General features: G+C 71.4%; 19 protein-coding genes and 1 tRNA gene. 2 read left to right on the top strand and 18 right to left on the bottom strand.

Annotation, left to right across the window (positions count from 1 at the left end):
* The first annotated feature begins 13 nt into the window (after positions 1 to 13).
* Positions 14 to 1,414 (top strand): amidase, encoded by a 1,401-nt coding sequence (locus AB6V31_RS05335; RefSeq protein ID WP_369364501.1) that lies wholly within the window; start codon positions 14 to 16, stop codon positions 1,412 to 1,414.
* A 109-nt stretch (positions 1,415 to 1,523) separates the two neighbouring features.
* Here AB6V31_RS05335 and AB6V31_RS05340 read toward each other — a convergent pair whose 3' ends face one another.
* From AB6V31_RS05340 to AB6V31_RS05400, 13 genes are all read right to left on the bottom strand, one after another.
* Entirely contained in the window at positions 1,524 to 2,117 is a 594-nt protein-coding gene (locus tag AB6V31_RS05340) for a GrpB family protein (protein ID WP_369364502.1), read from the bottom strand.
* 9 nt (positions 2,118 to 2,126) lie between these two features.
* Positions 2,127 to 3,203: a peptide chain release factor 1 gene (gene prfA / locus AB6V31_RS05345; RefSeq protein WP_074694406.1), complete on the bottom strand. Its 1,077-nt coding sequence runs from the start codon at positions 3,201 to 3,203 to the stop codon at positions 2,127 to 2,129.
* Between the two features lie 18 nt (positions 3,204 to 3,221).
* Entirely contained in the window at positions 3,222 to 5,303 is a 2,082-nt protein-coding gene (gene rho / locus AB6V31_RS05350; RefSeq protein WP_369364504.1) for a transcription termination factor Rho, read from the bottom strand.
* A gap of 153 nt (positions 5,304 to 5,456) precedes the next feature.
* On the bottom strand, positions 5,457 to 6,389 hold the full coding sequence (thrB, locus tag AB6V31_RS05355; protein ID WP_369364506.1) for a homoserine kinase: 933 nt from the start codon (positions 6,387 to 6,389) through the stop codon (positions 5,457 to 5,459).
* Positions 6,386 to 7,468 (bottom strand): threonine synthase, encoded by a 1,083-nt coding sequence (thrC, locus tag AB6V31_RS05360; RefSeq protein WP_074694184.1) that lies wholly within the window; start codon positions 7,466 to 7,468, stop codon positions 6,386 to 6,388. The genes thrB and thrC overlap by 4 nt, the downstream gene beginning before the upstream one ends.
* Before the next feature lies 1 nt (position 7,469).
* Positions 7,470 to 8,825 (bottom strand): homoserine dehydrogenase, encoded by a 1,356-nt coding sequence (locus AB6V31_RS05365; protein WP_056227104.1) that lies wholly within the window; start codon positions 8,823 to 8,825, stop codon positions 7,470 to 7,472.
* Complete coding sequence (gene lysA / locus AB6V31_RS05370) at positions 8,822 to 10,252, bottom strand: diaminopimelate decarboxylase (RefSeq protein WP_082450354.1); 1,431 nt, start codon at positions 10,250 to 10,252, stop codon at positions 8,822 to 8,824. The genes AB6V31_RS05365 and lysA overlap by 4 nt, the downstream gene beginning before the upstream one ends.
* Positions 10,253 to 10,409: 157 nt before the next feature.
* Complete coding sequence (locus AB6V31_RS05375; protein ID WP_369364508.1) at positions 10,410 to 11,180, bottom strand: DUF2993 domain-containing protein; 771 nt, start codon at positions 11,178 to 11,180, stop codon at positions 10,410 to 10,412.
* Between the two features lie 3 nt (positions 11,181 to 11,183).
* A complete protein-coding gene (gene argS / locus AB6V31_RS05380; RefSeq protein WP_369364509.1) occupies positions 11,184 to 12,848 on the bottom strand; it encodes an arginine--tRNA ligase in 1,665 nt (554 codons plus the stop codon).
* A 38-nt stretch (positions 12,849 to 12,886) separates the two neighbouring features.
* Entirely contained in the window at positions 12,887 to 13,690 is an 804-nt protein-coding gene (locus AB6V31_RS05385) for a transglutaminase family protein (protein WP_074694179.1), read from the bottom strand.
* Positions 13,691 to 13,744: 54 nt separating this feature from the next.
* Entirely contained in the window at positions 13,745 to 14,218 is a 474-nt protein-coding gene (locus AB6V31_RS05390) for a hypothetical protein (protein ID WP_369364511.1), read from the bottom strand.
* Positions 14,215 to 15,369 carry a serine/threonine-protein kinase gene (locus AB6V31_RS05395; protein WP_369364513.1) on the bottom strand — a complete coding sequence of 385 codons (1,155 nt, stop codon included), beginning with the start codon at positions 15,367 to 15,369 and terminating at the stop codon, positions 14,215 to 14,217. The genes AB6V31_RS05390 and AB6V31_RS05395 overlap by 4 nt, the downstream gene beginning before the upstream one ends.
* Positions 15,370 to 15,400: 31 nt before the next feature.
* The gene (locus AB6V31_RS05400) at positions 15,401 to 15,655 is read right to left on the bottom strand and encodes a DUF6458 family protein (RefSeq protein WP_056227091.1); all 255 of its coding nucleotides are present in this window, start codon (positions 15,653 to 15,655) and stop codon (positions 15,401 to 15,403) included.
* A 109-nt stretch (positions 15,656 to 15,764) separates the two neighbouring features.
* Here AB6V31_RS05400 and AB6V31_RS05405 point away from each other — a divergent pair, with 109 nt between their 5' ends.
* Positions 15,765 to 15,971 carry a DUF2188 domain-containing protein gene (locus AB6V31_RS05405; RefSeq protein ID WP_081349644.1) on the top strand — a complete coding sequence of 69 codons (207 nt, stop codon included), beginning with the start codon at positions 15,765 to 15,767 and terminating at the stop codon, positions 15,969 to 15,971.
* 62 nt (positions 15,972 to 16,033) lie between these two features.
* Here AB6V31_RS05405 and AB6V31_RS05410 read toward each other — a convergent pair.
* The 5 genes from AB6V31_RS05410 to AB6V31_RS05430 form a co-directional block, all read right to left on the bottom strand.
* Positions 16,034 to 16,106: transfer RNA gene (locus AB6V31_RS05410), tRNA-Arg, on the bottom strand.
* Between the two features lie 91 nt (positions 16,107 to 16,197).
* Positions 16,198 to 16,371 (bottom strand): hypothetical protein, encoded by a 174-nt coding sequence (locus AB6V31_RS05415; protein ID WP_156371637.1) that lies wholly within the window; start codon positions 16,369 to 16,371, stop codon positions 16,198 to 16,200.
* Positions 16,372 to 16,453: 82 nt separating this feature from the next.
* Positions 16,454 to 16,903: a hypothetical protein gene (locus AB6V31_RS05420; protein ID WP_074694176.1), complete on the bottom strand. Its 450-nt coding sequence runs from the start codon at positions 16,901 to 16,903 to the stop codon at positions 16,454 to 16,456.
* Positions 16,904 to 17,005: 102 nt separating this feature from the next.
* Positions 17,006 to 17,311: a hypothetical protein gene (locus AB6V31_RS05425; protein ID WP_074694175.1), complete on the bottom strand. Its 306-nt coding sequence runs from the start codon at positions 17,309 to 17,311 to the stop codon at positions 17,006 to 17,008.
* Between the two features lie 157 nt (positions 17,312 to 17,468).
* Complete coding sequence (locus AB6V31_RS05430; protein ID WP_056227083.1) at positions 17,469 to 18,638, bottom strand: RtcB family protein; 1,170 nt, start codon at positions 18,636 to 18,638, stop codon at positions 17,469 to 17,471.
* Positions 18,639 to 18,671 lie beyond the last annotated feature (33 nt).

An 18,671-nucleotide genomic window follows, 5' to 3' on the forward strand; every position in this document is an offset into this window, starting at 1 on the left:
GTAGGCTCGGACAATGCCCCGACTGCACGATCTCTCCTTCGTGGCCCAGATCGACGGGCTCCGCAGCGGCGAGTACTCGCCCGCCGAGCTGACGCGCCACTACCTCGACCGCATCGACCACCACCGCGGTCTCGGCGCCTTCTCCGAGGTGACCCGGGATGCCGCGCTCCGACGTGCGGCCGACCTCCCCCGACCGGCCGACGGGTCTCTGTGGGGCGTCGCCCTGGCCGACAAGGACCTCGTCGCCCGCGCCGGAGTGCCCACGCGCTACGGCTCACGCTCACGGGTGAACCACGTGCCCGCGGCATCCGATCCCCTCGCAACGGCCCTCGACGCCGCCGGAGCGATCAACGTCGGCAAGACCAGCACCTCGGAGTTCGGTCTCACCGGCTTCACCGAACCGCTGATCCACGACCCGGCGCGAGACCCGTGGCGGCCTGCGGCCGGCGCGGGGGGCTCGAGCGGTGGCGCGGCGGTGGCGGTCGCTGCCGGGCTCCTCCCCGCGGCCGTCGGTTCGGACGGGGGCGGCTCGATCCGCATCCCCTCGGCGACCGTGGGTGTCGTCGGTCTCAAACCCTCACGCGGGCGTCTGCCGATCGGCTCGGGCTTCGACTCCCCCGACGGGTTGTCGGTGACGGGACCGATCGCGCGCTCGGTCGAAGACGCGGGGCTGCTTCTCGACGCCCTCGTCGGTCTCGCCCCCTTCTCGTACGCGACGGCCGCCCCCGGCACCGGACCCTTCCTCGACGCTGCTCGCCGCGACCCCGGTCGACTGCGCCTCGGGATCACCACCGTCTCGCCGTGGGACGACGACGAGGACATCGTCCTCGACGCCGACGCTCGCGCCGCCTTCGACACCGCCGCCGCCTGGCTCGACGACGCCGGACACGCGGTGACGGATGCCGACTGGCATCCATCCGGTTATGCCGAGCTGTTCCACGTGCTCTGGCGGGCGAGTGCCGCGCGCATCCCGCTGAGCGACGCCGATGCCGAGCTCGTCGAGCCGCTCACCGCGTGGCTCGTGCAGGAGGGGCGTCGCCTGTCGGCGCTCGAGCTGCTCGGCGGACTCGCGGCCGCCCGGGCCTTCGAGCGCCGCACCATCGCTGACTTCTCGGCCTTCGATGCGGTGCTCACCCCCGCTCTCGCGCAGCCCGCGCAGCCGATCGGCTCGTACGCGGGCCACAGCCCGGAGCGCACGTTCGCGATGCAGGTCGAGTACGCGCCGTATTCGAGCTTCGTCAACGTCGCGGGCCTGCCCGCGGTCACGATCCCGGTGACGACGGATGCCGAGGGCCACCCCGTCTCGGTGCAGCTCGTCGGCCGCCCCGGGGGCGAGGCCACGCTGCTGTCACTCGCCGCTCAGCTCGAGGCGCGCCGGGGCCCGCTCCCCCACCCGCCCGCCTGGGACGCCTGACGCCCTTCGGTCCACAGCACAGGAGATCCGCCCGCGCCGAAGGGCCGACGCCGCCCTGCGCACGGGTCACGGCCGTGGATCCTGCGTTGTGGTCTCGGAAGGGCGGCCGTCAGGGCAACAGGCCCGCCGCGGCGAAAGCGCGCGCGTAAATCTCTCGGATCACGCCTTCTTTGCAAGCGTTGTACTCGCTCATCAGGCCGTCGGCCGCGACCTCGCGCTTGACCGCGGCGTACCGCTGTCGATCCGCCTCGTCGGCGCGCAGCCAGTCGCGGAAGAGGCGGTGCCGCGCGGCCTCGGGACTGTCGGGCGGCCACACGTGCAGGTTGGCGGCCGGCTCGGCCGAGACCAGGCAGCGGTGCCCGAGCCACCACGGCTCGCGCACGCGCAGCACGAACCCGAGCGCCTCGAGGGCCGGCACATAGGCGTCCTCATCGTCGGTGTCGGCGACCGTCAGGTCGATGTCGATGACGGGTTTGGCGGCCAACCCCGGCACCGACGTCGAGCCGACGTGCTCGATCGCGAGCACACGGTCGCCCAGGGCGCCGTCGATCCGGGAGCGGAGCATCTCGAAGACACCGGGCCAGGCGGCATCCGGATCCACGACCTCGATCTGTCGCACCTGCTCGGCGGGGCCGACCCACGGTGAGAGTCCGGGCGGGGGCGGGGTGTCGTCGAACGACACGATCTGGGCGGCGGTGAGCACCACCCGAGCTTAGGAGTCGGCGAGGGCCGCGAGGCGCGCTTCTTCGTCGGCGGTGATCGCCGACTCGATGATCGGGCCGAGGGCGCCGTCCATCACCTGGTCGAGGTTGTACGCCTTGTACCCGGTGCGGTGATCGGCGATACGGTTCTCGGGGAAGTTGTAGGTGCGGATGCGCTCGGAGCGGTCCATGCCGCGGATCTGCGACTTGCGCGCATCGGCGGCGACGGCGTCGCGCTCCTCCTGCTGCTTGGCGAGCAGGCGGGCGCGCAGCACGCGCATGCCGGCCTCGCGGTTCTGCAGCTGCGACTTCTCGTTCTGCATCGAGACGACGATCCCGGTGGGAACGTGCGTGATGCGCACCGCGGAGTCGGTCGTGTTGACGGACTGACCACCGGGGCCCGACGAGCGGAAGACGTCGATCTTCAGGTCGTTCGTGTCGATCGCGACCTCTTCGGGCTCGTCGACCTCGGGGAAGACGAGGACGCCGGTCGTGGAGGTGTGGATGCGCCCCTGCGACTCGGTGGCGGGCACGCGCTGCACGCGGTGCACTCCGCCCTCGTACTTCAGATGCGCCCACACGCCCTGCGCGGGGTCGCTCGAGGAGCCCTTGATCGCGACCTGGACGTCCTTGTAGCCGCCGAGGTCGGACTCGGTGCGTTCGAGCAGCTCGGTCTTCCAGCCCATGGATGCCGCGTACTGCAGGTACATGCGCAGCAGATCGGCCGCGAAGAGGGCGCTCTCGGCGCCGCCCTCGCCGCCCTTGATCTCCATGATCACGTCACGGGCGTCGTCGGGGTCGCGCGGGATGAGCAGACGCCGCAGGCGCTCCTGCGTCTCGGCCACGCGATCCTCGAGAGCCGGGACCTCCTCGGCGAACGCGGAGTCCTCGCGGGCGAGTTCGCGCGCGGCATCCAGATCGTCGGATGCCGCGCGCCAGGCCTCGTAGGCGTGCACGATGCGACTGAGCTCGGCGTAGCGCCGGTTCACCCGTTTGGCGCGCGCGGCGTCAGCGTGGACCGCGGGGTCGTTCAGCTCGAGCTCGACCTCCCGGTGCTCGTCGAGCAGCCCGCGGACGGACTCGAAGATGCCGGAGTCGGACACGGCTCAGCGGATGCTGTTGTCGTCACCGCCGCGCGCGGGCGCCGGGATCGACTTCTGCATCTGCACCAGGAACTCGACGTTCGACTGGGTCTCCTTGAGCTTTCCGAGCACGACCTCGAGGGCCTGCTGGGGCTCGAGGCCGGCCAGCGCACGACGCAGCTTCCAGGTGATCTTGACCTCGTCGTTCGACAGGAGCATCTCTTCGCGGCGGGTGCTCGACGCGTTGACGTCGACGGCCGGGAAGATGCGCTTGTCGGCGAGCTGACGGTTCAGGCGCAGCTCGCTGTTGCCGGTGCCCTTGAACTCCTCGAAGATCACGTCGTCCATCTTGGAGCCGGTCTCGACGAGGGCCGTCGCGAGGATCGTGAGCGATCCGCCGTTCTCGATGTTGCGCGCGGCGCCGAAGAAGCGCTTCGGCGGGTACAGCGCCGAGGCGTCGACACCGCCCGAGAGCACGCGGCCCGAGGTGGGGGCGGCGAGGTTGTACGCGCGGCCGAGGCGCGTGATCGAGTCGAGCAGCACGACGACGTCGCGACCGAGCTCGACGAGACGCTTCGCGCGCTCGATGGCCAGCTCGGCGACGGTGGTGTGGTCTTCGGCCGGACGGTCGAAGGTCGAGGCGATGACCTCGCCGCGCACGGTGCGCTGCATGTCGGTGACCTCTTCGGGGCGCTCGTCGACGAGCACGACCATGAGGTGGACCTCGGGGTTGTTCGTCGCGATCGCGTTGGCGATCTGCTGCAGCACGATCGTCTTGCCGGCCTTGGGGGGCGCGACGATCAGGCCGCGCTGACCCTTGCCGACCGGGGCGACCAGGTCGATGATGCGCTGCGTGAGCTTCTCGGGACCGGTCTCGAGGCGCAGGCGCTCCTGGGGGTACAGGGGCGTGAGGTTGTTGAACTCGACGCGCGTGGCGGCGTCGTCGACCGACAGACCGTTGATCGAGTCCACCTGCACGAGGGCGTTGTACTTCTGGCGGCCCTGCTGCTCGCCCTCGCGGGGCTGCTTGATGGCGCCGACGACGGCGTCGCCCTTGCGGAGGTTGTACTTCTTGACCTGACCGAGCGAGACGTAGACGTCGCTGGGACCGGGCAGGTAGCCGGTGGTGCGGACGAAGGCGTAGTTGTCGAGCACGTCGAGGACACCGGCGATGGGGACGAGCACGTCGTCCTCGCCGATCTCGGTCTCGAACTCGTCACCCGTGGTGCTCTGGCCGCGGCGCTTGTTGCGCTGACGGTTGCGGCTGTTCGCCGCCCCGCCCTGCTGCTGCTGGGCCTGCTGTCCGTTCTGGGCGTTGTCGCGCTGGGCGTTGTCGCGCTGGCCGCCCTGCGACGCGTTGTCGCGCTGGCCGCCCTGCTGCTGCGGGGCCTCGGCCTCGTCGGCGGCGGGCTGGGCCGGAGCCTCGGCCTTGTCGGCGTCGGTCTTGTTGCGGTTGCGGTTGCGCGGGCGGCTGCGGCCACGGCCGCGGGCCGGGGCCTCGTCGGCCTGCTCGGCGTCGCCCTCGGCGGGCGCGGTGTCGGCGGCGGGCGCGTCAGCGGCGACCGCGGGGGTCTCGGTCTCGGCGTCGGCGGCCACGTCGGCGGCCGTCGTGACGGGGGTCGTCGCGGACTCGTCGGTCGCGGCCTCGGCGGCGGGCGCCTCGGCGGCGGCGGCCTTCTCTTCGGCGGCGGCGGCTTCGGCGGCGGCCGTCTCTTCGGCGGTCGCGCTCTTGGCACGGCGCGGGGCACGCTTGCGCGGGGCGCGTGCGGGCTTCTCGACCGGGGCCGCCTCTTCGGCGGCGGGCTCCGCGGCAGCGTCGGCGGCAGGCGCCTCCGGAGCGGAAGCCTCGGCAGCGGGTGCGTCGGCGGCGGGCGCGTCCGCGACCGCTTCGGCCGGGGCTTCCGCGGCGAGGGCGTCGTCGGTGAACAGCGCCTCGGGCTGCGCGGCGGCGGCCACCTCAGCGGGCTCCTCGGCCGCGGAGGCGTCGGCGCCCTCGGGGGTCTGTTCGGTGTCGGTGCCCTCCGCCGCAGCCGTGGGCTGCTCGTCGGCGGGGGTCTCGGCGCCCTCGGGCGCGTCGACGGGCTGGGTCTCGGAGATGGACTCCACGAGTGCTCCTCAGAAAATGAAACGTGATCAGATCGCGCTTCGCCGTGCAGAACGCAGACGAAGGACACCAGCGGTTCGGGAGACTGCAGCCGATACCGGGTTCGCGATGTGTTGCGGATTTCGCAGGTGGTGCAGAGGCTCAGATTCGCGAAGTTACGCGGAACCCTCTGCGTTTTTCACTGTACCACCCTTGACGTCGACGGCGAGCATGAGCGCCTGCCACGGGGTGTCGACCACGGATGCCATAAGATCCGCCGCCTCGAGTCGCTGCCCCGGCCCGTCGGCCAGCACCAGCACGCTGGGCCCGGCTCCCGACACGACCGCCGCGTATCCCTCCGCGCGGAGGGCCCGCACGAGCCGATCGGTCTCGGGCATGGCCTGCGCGCGATAGTTCTGGTGCAGCTTGTCTTCGGTCGCCGCCATCAACAGCTCGGGGCTCTGCGTCATCGCCGCGATCAGCAGGGCCGAACGCGAGACGTTGAACACCGCATCCTCGCGCGGCACCTGCAGGGGCTGCAGGCTCCGCGCCACCGCGGTCGACATGGTGAAGCTCGGGACGAAGACCAGCGGAGAGACGCCGCGGTGGACGATGAGCTGCTTGTGCTGGGGGCCGGCGGCATCCATCCACGCGATGGTGAGTCCGCCGAACAGGCCGGGCGCGACGTTGTCGGGGTGGCCCTCCATCTCGGTGGCCAACCGCAGCAGATCGACGTCGCTGAAGGCGACCTCTCCCTCGAGCAGCCCTTTCGCGGCCAGGATGCCAGCGACCACGGCGGCCCCGGACGACCCCATGCCGCGCCCGTGGGGGATCACGTTGTGCGCCGTCAGTCGCAGCCCCGGCAGGGAACGACCGACCGAGGCGTACGTGTGCGCCATCGCGCGCACCACGAGGTGCGAGGCGTCGCGGGGGACGTCCGCCGTCCCCTCCCCCTCGACCTGGATCTCGAGCCGGTCGCCGCCGAGCTGCTCGACGACGAGCTCGTCGTAGACGCTCAGCGCGAGGCCGAGGGTATCGAAGCCGGGCCCGAGGTTCGCGCTGGTGGCGGGAACGCGGACGGCGACCCGACGACCGGGGCCTGAGTTCACGCGGTCACCGGCTGCAGATCGAGCACGGAGGCGACCTCCGAGGTGGCGGCGTCGACGACCGTGGGCGACACGTCGGTGCCGTCGGCACGACGCAGGGCCCACTGGGGGTCCTTGAGACCGTGGCCGGTGACGGTGAGGACGACCTTCGCGCCGGCGGGCACGACGCCCGCCTCGGCGCGCTCGAGCAGACCCGCGACGCTGATGGCCGAGGCGGGCTCGACGAAGATGCCCACTTCGCCGGCGAGGATCTTCTGCGCCTCGAGGATGCCGGCGTCGTCGATCGCGCCGAAGTAGCCGTCGGTGGCGTCACGAGCCTCGAGAGCCAGCTCCCACGACGCGGGGTTGCCGATGCGGATCGCGCTCGCGATGGTTTCGGGCTGCTTGACGACCTCACCGCGCACGAGGGGGGCGGAACCGGCGGCCTGGAAGCCGAACATGCGAGGCACGCGCGTGGCGACGCCGCGGGCGGCCTCTTCGCGGTAGCCGCGCGAGTACGCGGTGTAGTTGCCGGCGTTGCCGACGGGGATGAAGTGGAAGTCGGGGGCGTCCCCCAGGACCTCGACGACCTCGTAGGCGGCGGTCTTCTGCCCCTCGATGCGGTCGGGGTTCACCGAGTTGACCAGGTGCACCGGGTAGTGGTCGGCGAGCTCGCGCGCGATCTCAAGGCAGTCGTCGAAGTTGCCGCGGATCTGGATGAGTCGGCCGTTGTGCGCCACGGCCTGGCTGAGCTTGCCCATCGCGATCTTGCCCTCGGGTACGAGGACCGCGGCGGTGATGCCCGCGTGGGCGGCGTACGCCGCGGCCGAGGCCGAGGTGTTGCCGGTCGAGGCGCAGATGACGGCCTTCGCGCCGTGCTCGACGGCGCGCGAGAGGGCCACGGTCATGCCGCGATCCTTGAAGGAGCCCGTCGGGTTCATGCCCTCGTATTTCACCCAGACGTCGGCGCCGGTGCGACGCGACAGCGCGGGTGCGGGCAGCAGCGGCGTGCCGCCCTCGCCCAGGGTGACGACGGTGGAGGCGTCGGTGACACCCAGACGGTCGGCGTATTCGCGGAGGACTCCGCCCCAGAGGTGTGCCATGTCAGTTCCCTTCCACACGCAGCACGGAGACCACGCGCTCGACGACGCCGCTCGCGGCGAGACGCTCGACGGTCTCGCTCAAATCCTGCTCGCGGGCCTTGTGTGTTCCGATGACCAGGCGGGCGGATCCCGCTCCGGTCGCTGAGCCTTCCGCGGATGCCGAGTCGTCGGCATCCGGAGTGTGCTCGATGACGGTCTGCTCGACGGTCGCGATCGACACGCGCCCCTCGCTGAGGATGCCCGCGACGGTGGCGAGCACACCCGGCTGGTCGTCGACCTCGAGCGTGATCTGGTAGCGCGTGATGACGTGACCGATCGGCACGGCGGGGAGGTTCGCGCGCGTCGACTCGCCGACGCCCACTCCCCCGGCGATGTGGCGGCGCGCGGCCGAGACAACGTCGCCGAGCACGGCCGACGCGGTCTGCACCCCGCCGGCGCCGGCGCCGTAGAACATCAGGTCGCCCGCGGCCTCGGCCTGGACGAAGACGGCGTTGTTCGCGCCGTGGACGCTCGCCAGCGGGTGGGTGCGCTCGACGAGGGCCGGGTACACGCGCACCGAGATCGACTCGGTGCCGCCGTCCTCGGCGGCGAGCCGCTCGCACACGGCGAGGAGCTTGATGACGTACCCCGCGTGCCGCGCCGACTCGATCATCGCGGCGTCGACCGAGGTGATGCCCTCGCGGTGGACGGCATCGAGGGGAACCGTCGTGTGGAACGCGAGGCTCGCGAGGATCGCGGCCTTCTGCGCGGCGTCGTAGCCCTCGACGTCGGCGGTGGGGTCGGCCTCGGCGTAGCCGAGCGCCTGCGCCTGGGCGAGCACGTCGCCGAAGTCGGCGCCCTCGGTGTCCATGCGGTCGAGGATGTAGTTCGTCGTGCCGTTGACGATGCCCATGATGCGCACGACGCGGTCACCGGCGAGCGAGTCGCGCAGCGGCCGGATGATGGGGATCGCACCGGCGGCGGCGGCCTCGTAGTACACCTCGGCGCCCACCTGGTCGGCGGCCTCGAAGACCTCGGAGCCGTGCGTGGCCAGCAGCGCCTTGTTGGCGGTGACGACGTCGGCGCCCGAGGCGATCGCGTGCAGCACCTGCGTGCGCGCGGGTTCGATGCCGCCCATGAGCTCGATGACGATGTCGCTGCCGACGATCAGGGTGTCGGCGTCGGTGGTGAACAGCTCGCGCGGCAGGTCGACGTCGCGCTTGGCGTCGAGGTCGCGCACGGCGATGCCGGCGAGTTCGAGCTTCGCGCCCGCGCGGTCGGCGAGCTCGTCGCCGTGCTTGAGCAGCAGGTCGGCGACCTGCGAGCCGACGGCGCCGGCGCCGAGGAGCGCCACGCGGAGCGTGCGGTAGTCGGTCATTCGGTGTCTCCGTGGGGTGTAGCGGAAGGAGCGGATGCCGGGATCCCGGCGTCGCGCGCGAGGAGGTCGTCGATGCTCTCGCCGCGGACGATCACGCGGGCCTGTCCGTCGCGCACGGCGACGACCGGGGGGCGCGGCGTGTAGTTGTAGTTGCTCGCGAGCGAGAAGCAGTAGGCGCCGGTGGCGGGAACGGCCAGCAGGTCACCGGGGGTGACGTCGGCGGGGAGGTACTCGGCATCCACCACGATGTCTCCCGACTCGCAGTGCCGGCCGACGACGCGCGCGAGGGCCGGGGCCGCGGAGCTCGTGCGCGAGACCAGCCGCGCCGAGAAGTCGGCGCCGTAGAGGGCGGGCCGGGCGTTGTCGCTCATGCCGCCGTCGACGCTGACGTAGGTGCGGTCGAGGTCTTCGCCGGCGGTGACCGTCTTGACCGTGCCCACCTCGTAGAGGGTGACGCCGGCTTGGCCGACGATGACGCGACCGGGCTCGGTGGCGACGTCGGGCATCGGGATGCCACGGACCGCGCATTCGTCGGCGATGGCGTCGACGATGCCGTCGGCGATCTCTTCGATGGGCTTGGGGTCGTCGACCGCGGTGTACGAGATGCCGAAGCCGCCGCCGACGTTGAGCAGGGGGATCTCTCCCCCGGCGAGCAGGTCGGCGTGCAGGTCGACCAGGCGCGCCGCCGACTCGCGGAAGCCGGAGGAGTCGAAGATCTGCGAGCCGATGTGGGCGTGCAGACCGACGAAGCGCAGGCTCGACAGCTCGCGGATGCGGGCCACGGCCTCGGCCGCCCCCTCGAGCGAGAAACCGAACTTCTGGTCTTCGTGGGCGGTGGCGAGGAACGCGTGGGTCTCGGCGTGCACGCCCGTGCGCACGCGCACGAGCACCGACTGCACGGCGCCGCGGCGCTCGGCGATGGCGGCGAGACGCTCGATCTCGATGGGGCTGTCGACGACGACCGAGCCGATGCCCACCTCGACGGCGCGCTCGAGCTCGGACACGTTTTTGTTGTTGCCGTGGAAGCCCAGGCGTGCCGGGTCGGCGCCCGCGGCGAGCGCGACCTCGAGCTCACCGCGCGTGCAGACGTCGACGGCGAGTCCCTCGTCGACGACCCAGCGCACGACCTCGGTCGAGAGGAACGCCTTGCCGGCGTAGTACACGCGGGCCCGGATGCCGTGGCGCGCGGCTGCGGCGTCGAAGGCGGCGCGCGCACGGCGGGCGTGGTCGCGCACCTCGTTCTCATCGAGCACGTACAGGGGGGTGCCGAAGCGGTCGCGCAGGTCGAAGACCGACACGCCGCCGACCTCGACGGAGCCGTCCGCGACACGATGCGCGGACGAGGGCCAGACGGAGGCGACGAGCTCGTTCGCTTCGGCCGGGGCGGTGAGCCAGGCGGGCACGAGCGCGGAGTGCGAGGCGGACACAGGGGGACCAATCGGGTTTTGCGGCGACGCGACGGCCGCGGATCACGGCTCCCACCCGCGCGGAGAGTCACGCGGCGGGCAGTCCTTGCAGTCTAGGGCACGTCGTATGCCGCCCCTTTCCCACGTCGCTCGGGGCGGACGACCCACCTCGCGTCGATCAGCCGCAGGTGCCGTCGCTCTGCAGCGCCGGATCGTTCAGGATGCCACCGGCCACATCGAACGTCGCGACGAGGTCCTGTCCCTGCACGGTGGCCGAGGTGAGGGTCAGCCCCTTCGGCAGGCGGTCGGCGATGCACAGGCTCCGCTCCGTGAGGAGGGAATCCGCGATGCCGCCGAACTGGCCGCGCAGCGTGTCGGCGTCGATCGCGTTGCCGCCCACCTGGAACGACGACGGAGTCAACGTCAGGTCGCCCGCGGCCGCGCCCGGGGTCACTCCGACGCCCACGGGGATCGCGATGCCGAAGAGCGAGAGCGAGGTGTCGAGCTTGACGTCGGGGGCGGAGACGGTGATCGTGCTCGCCGGGAAGTCGGGGACCTCGGCCAGCAGGGCCTTCAGCTGGTCCTGGTCGAGGCGGACCGACGCGACGCCGCCGTCGGCCGCCCCGCCGCCCGAAACGGGCACTCCACGCAAGTCGACGCGGACGTCACCGGTGATGGGCCCGAGGGTCACATCGTTCGACGAGACGGCGACCTCGTCGAGGCGTCCGCCGATGAGCTGCGGCAGCACGAGACCCGCCACCGACACGTCGACGTTCTGATCGTCGGGGAGACCGACGTTCTTCACGACCAGCGAACGGACCGTGCTCGTCACCACGGAGCGCGCGATGAACTCGGCGGCGACGGCGGCCACGGCAAGCAGCACCGCGGCCACCACCAGCACCGCGATCCACCGGCCCGTCCGGCGACGGGGAGCCGTGGCATCCGTCATGCTCTACATCCGCTCCGGCGCGCTGACGCCGAGCAGGTCGAGGCCGTTGCGCAGCACCTGGCCGGTGGCGTCGTTCAGCCACAGGCGCGTGCGGTGCACGGGCTCGACCGGGGCATCACCGAGCGGGATGACGCGGCAGTTGTCGTACCAGCGGTGATAGAGACCAGCGAGCTCCTCGAGGTAGCGCGCGACGCGGTGCGGTTCGCGCACCTCGGCGGCGTACGCGACGATGCGGGGGTACTCCTGCAGCGCGCCCAGCAGGGCCGATTCGGTCTCGTGGTCGAGGAGCTCGGGGGCGAACGCGGAGCGGTCGACGCCCGAGTCGGCGGCGTTGCGGGCCACGTTGTGCGTGCGCGCGTGGGCGTACTGCACGTAGAAGACGGGGTTGTCGTTCGTGCGCTTCTGCAGGATCTCGGGATCGAGCGTCAACGGCGAATCGGCCGGGTAGCGGGCGAGCGAGTACCGCAGGGCGTCGGTGCCGAGCCAGGCCTGCAGGTCGTCGAGCTCGACGATGTTGCCGGCCCGCTTCGACAGGCGTGCGCCGTTGATCGACACGAGCTGACCGATGAGCACCTCGATGTCCTTGTCGGGGTCGTCTCCCGCCGCACCCGCGAGGGCCTTGAGGCGGTGCACGTAGCCGTGGTGGTCGGCGCCGAGCAGGTAGATCTTGTGCGCGAAACCGCGGTCGCCCTTGTTCAGGTAGTACGCGGCATCGGCGGCGAAGTAGGTGTACTCGCCGTTCGAGCGCCGGATGACGCGGTTCTTGTCATCGCCGAAGTCGGTCGTGCGCACCCACACGGCGTCGTCCTCGTCGAAGACGTGCCCCTGCTCGCGCAGGCGGTCGACGGCCTCGTCGACGAGGCTCGGCTGGCCCTCGATCCGCGCGTGCAGGTCGCGCTCCGAGAACCAGACGTCGAAGTGGACGTTGAAGCGCGCGAGCGAAGCCTGGATCTCGCCGAGCTGGAACCCGTAGGCCAGCTCGGTGGCGACGGAGATCTGCTCGGCGCGATCGAGGTCGAGGATGTCGGTGCGCGCGGCCTGCACCCGCTCCGCGAGAGCCGCGATGTACGCCCCGCCGTATCCGTCCTCGGGAGTCGGCTCGCCCGCGATCGCCGCGACGACGGAGCGACCGAAGCGCTCCATCTGGGCGCCGGCGTCGTTGATGTAGAACTCGCGCACGAGGGTCGCGCCGCTGGCCAGCAGCACGCGCGCGATCGCGTCGCCCAGGGCCGCCCACCGGGTGTGGCCGATGTGCAGCGGACCGGTGGGGTTGGCGCTGACGAACTCGAGGTTGATCGTGTTCCCGCGCTGGGTGTCGTTGGTGCCGAACGCGGCCCCCTGCTCGACGATCGTGCGGGCCAGGGCACCGGCGGCCGCGGCATCGAGGCGGATGTTGATGAAGCCGGGGCCGGCGACCTCGACGCTCGCGATGCCCTCGACGGCCTCGAGGCCCGCGGCGATCTCGGCGGCGAACCCGCGAGGGTTCACCCCGACGATCTTCGACAGCTTCAGGGCGGCGTTGGAAGCCCAATCGCCGTGGTCGCGGTTCTTGGGCCGTTCAAGCGGTAGGTCGGCGGCCGTGATCCCGGCGGACGAACCCTCTCGTCGCGCCTCGGCGAGCGGGGCGATGACGGCGAGCAGGGCGGCGGAGAGGGCTGCGGGATCCATAACCCTTCAAGTCTAGGCGCGGCGCCGGGGCGCCCGCGTCAGGCGATCTGGACCAGCGCCTCGTGGTCGTCGGGCTCCGTCGCGTCGACGCCCTCGATGGCGGCATCCACCCGCATCCGCTCGAGACCCACGTACCCGCCGTGGTAGCTGAGGAACGCGCAGTCGGCGGCGTCGCGTCCCGTGGCGATGCGCACCAGCGATCGGCGATCGGCGAGACGCGTCGCATCCACGACATACCAGGCCCCGTCGAGGTAGGCCTCGGCGACGGCGTGGAAATCCATCGGATCGAGCCCGGGGGCGAAGCAGGCGGCGTAGCGGGCGGGCATGTCCATCGCCCGCAGCAGGGCGATCACGAGGTGCGCGTAGTCGCGGCACACGCCCTGACCCGTGGCGAGGGTCGTCACGGCGCTGTCGGTGCCGAAACTGAGCCCCGGCGTATAGGTGACGGTGGATGCCACGAAGCCCGAGACCGCGGCCAGGAGGTCGCGCCCCGCCAGGCCCCGGAACTGCCGGCGCGCCTGGGCGAACACCTCGTCGGACTGGCAGTAGCGGCTCGGACGCAAGTATCCGATGGTGTCGAGGTCGCTCGTGCGAGGGCTCTGCGCGGGACCGACGACGAGCGCGTCGTACCGCACCGAGAGGGGACCTTCCTCGGCGGTGAGGCGGTGCAGACGGCTGCCGGCCTGGTCCACGAGTTCGGTCGCGGGGTACCGCCGCTCACCCTGCGCGAACGTGAGCTTCTCGTCGACGACGGGCACTCCGCGCGCGGCCGCGATCTGGAAGATGAGGTCGACGGAGGCCCCGAGATCGAGGTCGAGTTCAGCGGTCACGCGGCGCGGCACCGGGCAATCCTCGCACGCGTTCGGACCCCCTCGGCCCGGCGGGCGCGAAGCCGATCACCCGTCCTTCTTACCGGGGCCCTTACCGTTGCCGTTGCCGTTGCCGTTGCCCGGCGCCTTGTCGTCTGTGCCGCCCGGCCCTTTGTCGTCGGGGGCGGGCTGCGCCGGCTCGTCGCCGCCGTCGTCGGTCACCGTGTCCTGCGACTGCTCGGGGCTCGGCTCCGTCGTCGGGGTCGGGCTGGGACGGGGGGCGAGAGAGGTGAGGTCGGCGCGGACGGTGGCGATCCGGCTCAGGATGCCGTCGGCCTCCTCCGCCGAGATCTCGCCGGCGTCGCGGCGGGCGCTGACGTCGGCTTCGAGGGCGTCGAGGCTCGCGAGGGCGGAGGCGTAGTCCCCGCTCGAGGCCTGGTCGGCCACCGTCTGCACGTTCTGCTGCCACGCCGTGGGGGTCGCGGTGGGCGGGGTGCACGCGGCGAGCGCGAGGACCCCGGCGAACAGGATTCCGGCGAGGGGAGCGGCACGGCGGATCACGGGGCCACCTCTTTCCAGAGATCGTCCATGTGCTGGTCGAGGGGTTGCGGCAGCGTGGGCAGAGCGGGCTCGGACGATGCTCCCGCCCCGCCGAGGGCGACGGCGGTTCCGATGGCGCCCACGGCCAGCAGGACCGCGGCGATCGCCCCGATCACGATCGTGCGTCGCGAGAGCCGGCGGGGCGCCGCGGTCCCCTCGGACCGGGCCGACGGCTCGAAGACCCGCGTGGGGGCCGTGCCGCCGGCAAGAGCGGCGGTCGTCACCGCCGACGGCCGCGTCGACGGCAGGGGCGGGGGGACGGCGACCCCCGAGAGCGTCCTGAGCGCCACGATCAGGCCCGTGGCATCCGGTCTCTCACTCGGCTCGATCGCGGTCATCGTCTCGAGCACCTCGCGCCAGGCCGTCGGGATCTGCGCCGGGATCTCGGGGGGCGAGACGAGGCGTGCCGCCAGGGCCTCGTGCGGCGTCCGCGAGCCGAAGGGGCGCGAGCCGGTCAGCGCTTCGAGGAGCACCAGACCCAGCGCGTACACGTCGCTCGCAGGGGCCGCCGGCATGCCCCGAGCCTGTTCGGGACTGAGGTACGCGGCCGTACCAATCACGGTGTCGGCACGCGTGACCCGTGTCGCCCCGACCAGCGACGCGATGCCGAAGTCGGCGAGGGTGGCCCGCGGGGTCTCGCCCGTGTGGGCGGCCGAGCGGATGAGGATGTTCGACGGCTTGACGTCGCGGTGCACGATGCCCCGCCCGTGGATGACGGCGAACGCCTCGGCGATCTCTCGACCAACGCGGGCGACCTCGGGGCCGGGCAGCGGGCCCCGCGCGATGCGATCCGTCAGGGTGGGGCCCGAGATGAGCTCCATCGCCAGGTAGGCCGGCTGCGCATCGAGCTTGGCGTCGTACAGGGTGACGAGCGAGGGGTGCGACAGCGAGGCGAGGAGCCGGATCTCGGATCGCACGCGGGCGACGTCCGAGGGGTCGGCGCCGTCGCCGTCGATGATCTTGAGGGCGAGCGTGCGCTCGAGCGCGGTGTCGACCGCCTCGTACACCCGGGCGTAGCCGCCTCTGCCGAGAAGGCGCCCGAGACGGTAACGCCCGTCGAACAGATCGTCGACGGCCGGGTCGTAGGGGACGGTGGGGGTGGGTTCGGTCATGATCGTTCTCCGGGGCTCGACCCCGAGGGACTCAGACGAGGTCGTCGTTCGAGGAGCGCGTAGTGGATCGGGTCACCTGCGCGCCCCCTGCTGCTTCGGTGCGGGTGACGGTATCGGTTTGCCGACGGCGCATCAACAGCACCACCCCGATGAGAAAGACCACAACGCCCGCCCCCATCATGATGTAGCCGATCGTGGTGAGGTCGACGAACTCGTTCGGGAGGGTGACCGCGAAGGCGAGGACGGCGCCGATGACGAACAGCGCGATACCGGCTCCGATGCTCATGACAGACCCCTTTCGAAGGTGATCCCACCTTCTCAGCACCCCGCGAAACCCCGAGTGGTCTTGACAACGCCTGTCAAGACGGGGGTACCGGAGCTCGAAGAGGTGTCCCATGGATGCCATGAGCCAGAACGACGTGACCACCCGATCGAACCGCGGCCAGTGGGAGAACACGGTCGAGGGCCGACCCGAACTGTCGGCGAGCTTCTCGAGCCGAGAGGAGGCGATCGACCAGGGTCGCGCCGTCGCCGACGAACTCGGTTCGCAGCACATCGTCGAAGACGCGGAGCCCACCGGCGTCGTCACCGACGAGGACTGACCCCGGGAGCCACTCCACGCAGACGAAAGGCCGCGATCGAGGTGATCGCGGCCTTCTTCGTGTGCCCCCGACTGGAATCGAACCAGCGACCTTTGGTACCGGAAACCAACGCTCTATCCCCTGAGCTACGGAGGCGGACCGGTCAAGATTAGCACCGCGGCGGGCCCTCCCCCGACCCGCGGGGCGAGCGCCGACGGTCACCGGCGCCCGCCCCGCGGCATCCGGATCACTCGTCGCCGATGACTCCGATGCCCGTCGCCTGGTGGTCGGCGTTCGGGTCGTCCTTGGAGGGGGCCTTCGCCTCTTCGTCGACGTCGTTCTCTTGACTCGGCTTGACCGTGGGGTCGTCGCCGAGGTCGGCGGCGTCGTCGGCCGGGGCGGAGTTCTGCGGGTCGCTCATGGGATTCCCTTCGTCGCGTACCCGCCCAGCCTGGCAAGAGCGCGAGCGGGGAGCACCGGCTTGACCGGAGCGGCCGTCGGGCCTAGCGACCGAACAGACCCCGCACGCGTCGCCCGACGGACTGGGTCAGCAGCACCTGTCGTCCGTTCACGTCGACCGTGAGCACCGACCCGCCGAGACCACCGGCCCGCACGGGCGTCGCCTCTCCGCGGACGTACGCCTCGGCGACGTCGACGTGCACCGCGAGGAGTTGAGCGCTCTGGTCCTTCGAGGTGTTGGCATCCACGATCTGCAGGCGGTGTCCCGTGTCGGTCTCGACCGAGAACCAGCGGGATCCGGGCGTCGACACGACGGCCCAGCGTCCCCCGCGCGAGAAGCGCGCCCAGGCCGCACCGTTGCGCAGCTCGGTCGTGACGTCGAGGTCGGCCTGCGCGATGACGAGCACCTCGAGCATCGCCAGCGCCTCCGCCGCGGTGACGTAGTCGCCGCGGTCGGCACTCAGCCCGCCCCACTCGAACTTGCGCTCGCCCATCTCGCCGCCTTCGCCCTTTTCCTGCCCCCGAGCGTAACCCCGGGGACGACAGCGGGGGTCGGCGTCCCCGCGAACCGACGACGCGAGGCGCCCGCGCCGCTCTCAGTCGGGTCTGAGCCGATCGTCGGGGTGCAGGCTCCGCAGCGGGACCGAGCCGTCGACGATCGCCTGGATCGCCCCCGTGCTGACCTCGAGCTCCGCAGAGATCCGGTCGAGATCGGCACCCGACGACACGGCGGAACGCAGGGCGGTCACGGCCGCATCCGAGGTCTCGTCGACGTCGTCGGCCGTGCTCTCGACGAACGCGGCGAGACGAGCCTGAGCGAGACGGATGCACGCGCTCTGCCGTTCTCTGCCGTCGGAGGGGTCGGGACGGTGGTCGATGGTCCGGGCACGATCGGGCGACATAAAACTCCACTCCGGGGGGAAGTGTCCGCCCGCGGGGCTTCGCGAGCTCTTCCCATCGTGCCGAACGGACTCCTGCCCCACATCCCCCGAGCGATGTATCCCACCCCGGCCGAACGGCGGATGCCATGGCTGCGGTGCGGCAGCCATGGCATCCGTCTCAATCGCCCTTCACGTTGACGATCTGGCGCAGCGTGTGCCGGACCGTGACGAGGTCGGCGGCATCGGCCATGACCCGGTCGATCGGCTTGTACGCCTGCGGGATCTCGTCGATGAACGCGTCGGTGTCCCGGTACTCGATCCCCGCCATGGCTTCCCGCAACTGCTCGTGCGTGAAGGTCTTCCGGGCGGCCGACCGCGAGTACTCCCGCCCCGCGCCGTGCGGCGAGGAGTTCAACGCGACAGGGTTGCCGCGCCCCTCGACGACGTACGAGGCGGTGCCCATCGATCCGGGGATGAGCCCGGGGCGACCGGCGTCGGCCATGATCGCGCCCTTGCGCGAGACCCACACCCTCTTGCCGAAGTGCATCTCGGACTCGGTGAAGTTGTGGTGGCAGTTGATCCGCTCGCGCTCGTCGACGTCGGTCCCGAGGAAGCGACCGAGCTGGTTCGCGACGCGGTCCATCATCTCTTCGCGGTTGAGCAGGGCGAAATGCTGCGCCCACCGGAGCTCGCGGATGTATGCCGCGAACTCCGGCGTGCCCTCGACGAGGTAGGCGAGGTCGGGATGCGGAAGCTCGATCCACCACTGCCTCGCCAGGCGCTGCGCGACACCGATGTGGTGCTTCGCGATGCGGTTGCCGATGCCCCGCGACCCGGAGTGCAGGAACATCCACACGTCGTCGATCTCGTCGAGCGAGATCTCGATGAAGTGGTTACCGCTGCCCAGCGACCCGAGCTGGTGCCGCCAGTGACCCGCGTACGAGGCCGGGTCGAACTCGGCCTTCTGCGCCAGCTCCTCGAGCTCGGCGATGCGCGGCTCGGCGGTGACGACGATCTTGCGGTTGTCGCGGCCGGCCGACAGCGGGATGGCGCGCTCGATCTGCTGCCGCAGCTCGGACAGGTCGCGACCGTCGAGGTCGGCGGCCGTGAACTGCGTCTTGACGGCGATCATGCCGCAGCCGATGTCGACGCCGACGGCCGCGGGCATGATCGCCCCGAGCGTCGGGATCACCGATCCGACCGTCGCGCCGAGCCCCAGGTGGGCGTCCGGCATGAGGGCGAGGTGGGGGAAGATGAACGGCATCCGCGAGGAGGTGCGTGCCTGCTCGATGGTCTTGTCATCGATCAGGCTCGCCCACGACACGAGTCGTTCGGTGAGCTTCTGCATGGGTCCTTTCCTTCGTGTGGTGCGCTGACGCGC

The organism is Microbacterium sp. 16-032, from assembly GCF_041079455.1.
GTDB classification, from domain to species: Bacteria; Actinomycetota; Actinomycetes; order Actinomycetales; family Microbacteriaceae; genus Microbacterium; species Microbacterium testaceum_A.

Bases quoted from the DNA above. Each gene is read 5' to 3' on its own strand.
- AB6V31_RS05335 (WP_369364501.1), top strand. From the start codon at position 14: ATGCCCCGACTGCACGATCTCTCCTTCGTGGCCCAGATCGACGGGCTC.
- thrC (WP_074694184.1), bottom strand. From the start codon at position 7,468: ATGGCACACCTCTGGGGCGGAGTCCTCCGCGAATACGCCGACCGTCTG.
- AB6V31_RS05365 (WP_056227104.1), bottom strand. From the start codon at position 8,825: ATGACCGACTACCGCACGCTCCGCGTGGCGCTCCTCGGCGCCGGCGCC.
- AB6V31_RS05375 (WP_369364508.1), bottom strand. From the start codon at position 11,180: ATGACGGATGCCACGGCTCCCCGTCGCCGGACGGGCCGGTGGATCGCG.
- argS (WP_369364509.1), bottom strand. From the start codon at position 12,848: ATGGATCCCGCAGCCCTCTCCGCCGCCCTGCTCGCCGTCATCGCCCCG.
- AB6V31_RS05395 (WP_369364513.1), bottom strand. From the start codon at position 15,369: ATGACCGAACCCACCCCCACCGTCCCCTACGACCCGGCCGTCGACGAT.
- AB6V31_RS05400 (WP_056227091.1), bottom strand. From the start codon at position 15,655: ATGAGCATCGGAGCCGGTATCGCGCTGTTCGTCATCGGCGCCGTCCTC.
- AB6V31_RS05405 (WP_081349644.1), top strand. From the start codon at position 15,765: ATGGATGCCATGAGCCAGAACGACGTGACCACCCGATCGAACCGCGGC.
- AB6V31_RS05415 (WP_156371637.1), bottom strand. From the start codon at position 16,371: ATGAGCGACCCGCAGAACTCCGCCCCGGCCGACGACGCCGCCGACCTC.
- AB6V31_RS05420 (WP_074694176.1), bottom strand. From the start codon at position 16,903: ATGGGCGAGCGCAAGTTCGAGTGGGGCGGGCTGAGTGCCGACCGCGGC.
- AB6V31_RS05425 (WP_074694175.1), bottom strand. From the start codon at position 17,311: ATGTCGCCCGATCGTGCCCGGACCATCGACCACCGTCCCGACCCCTCC.
- AB6V31_RS05430 (WP_056227083.1), bottom strand. From the start codon at position 18,638: ATGCAGAAGCTCACCGAACGACTCGTGTCGTGGGCGAGCCTGATCGAT.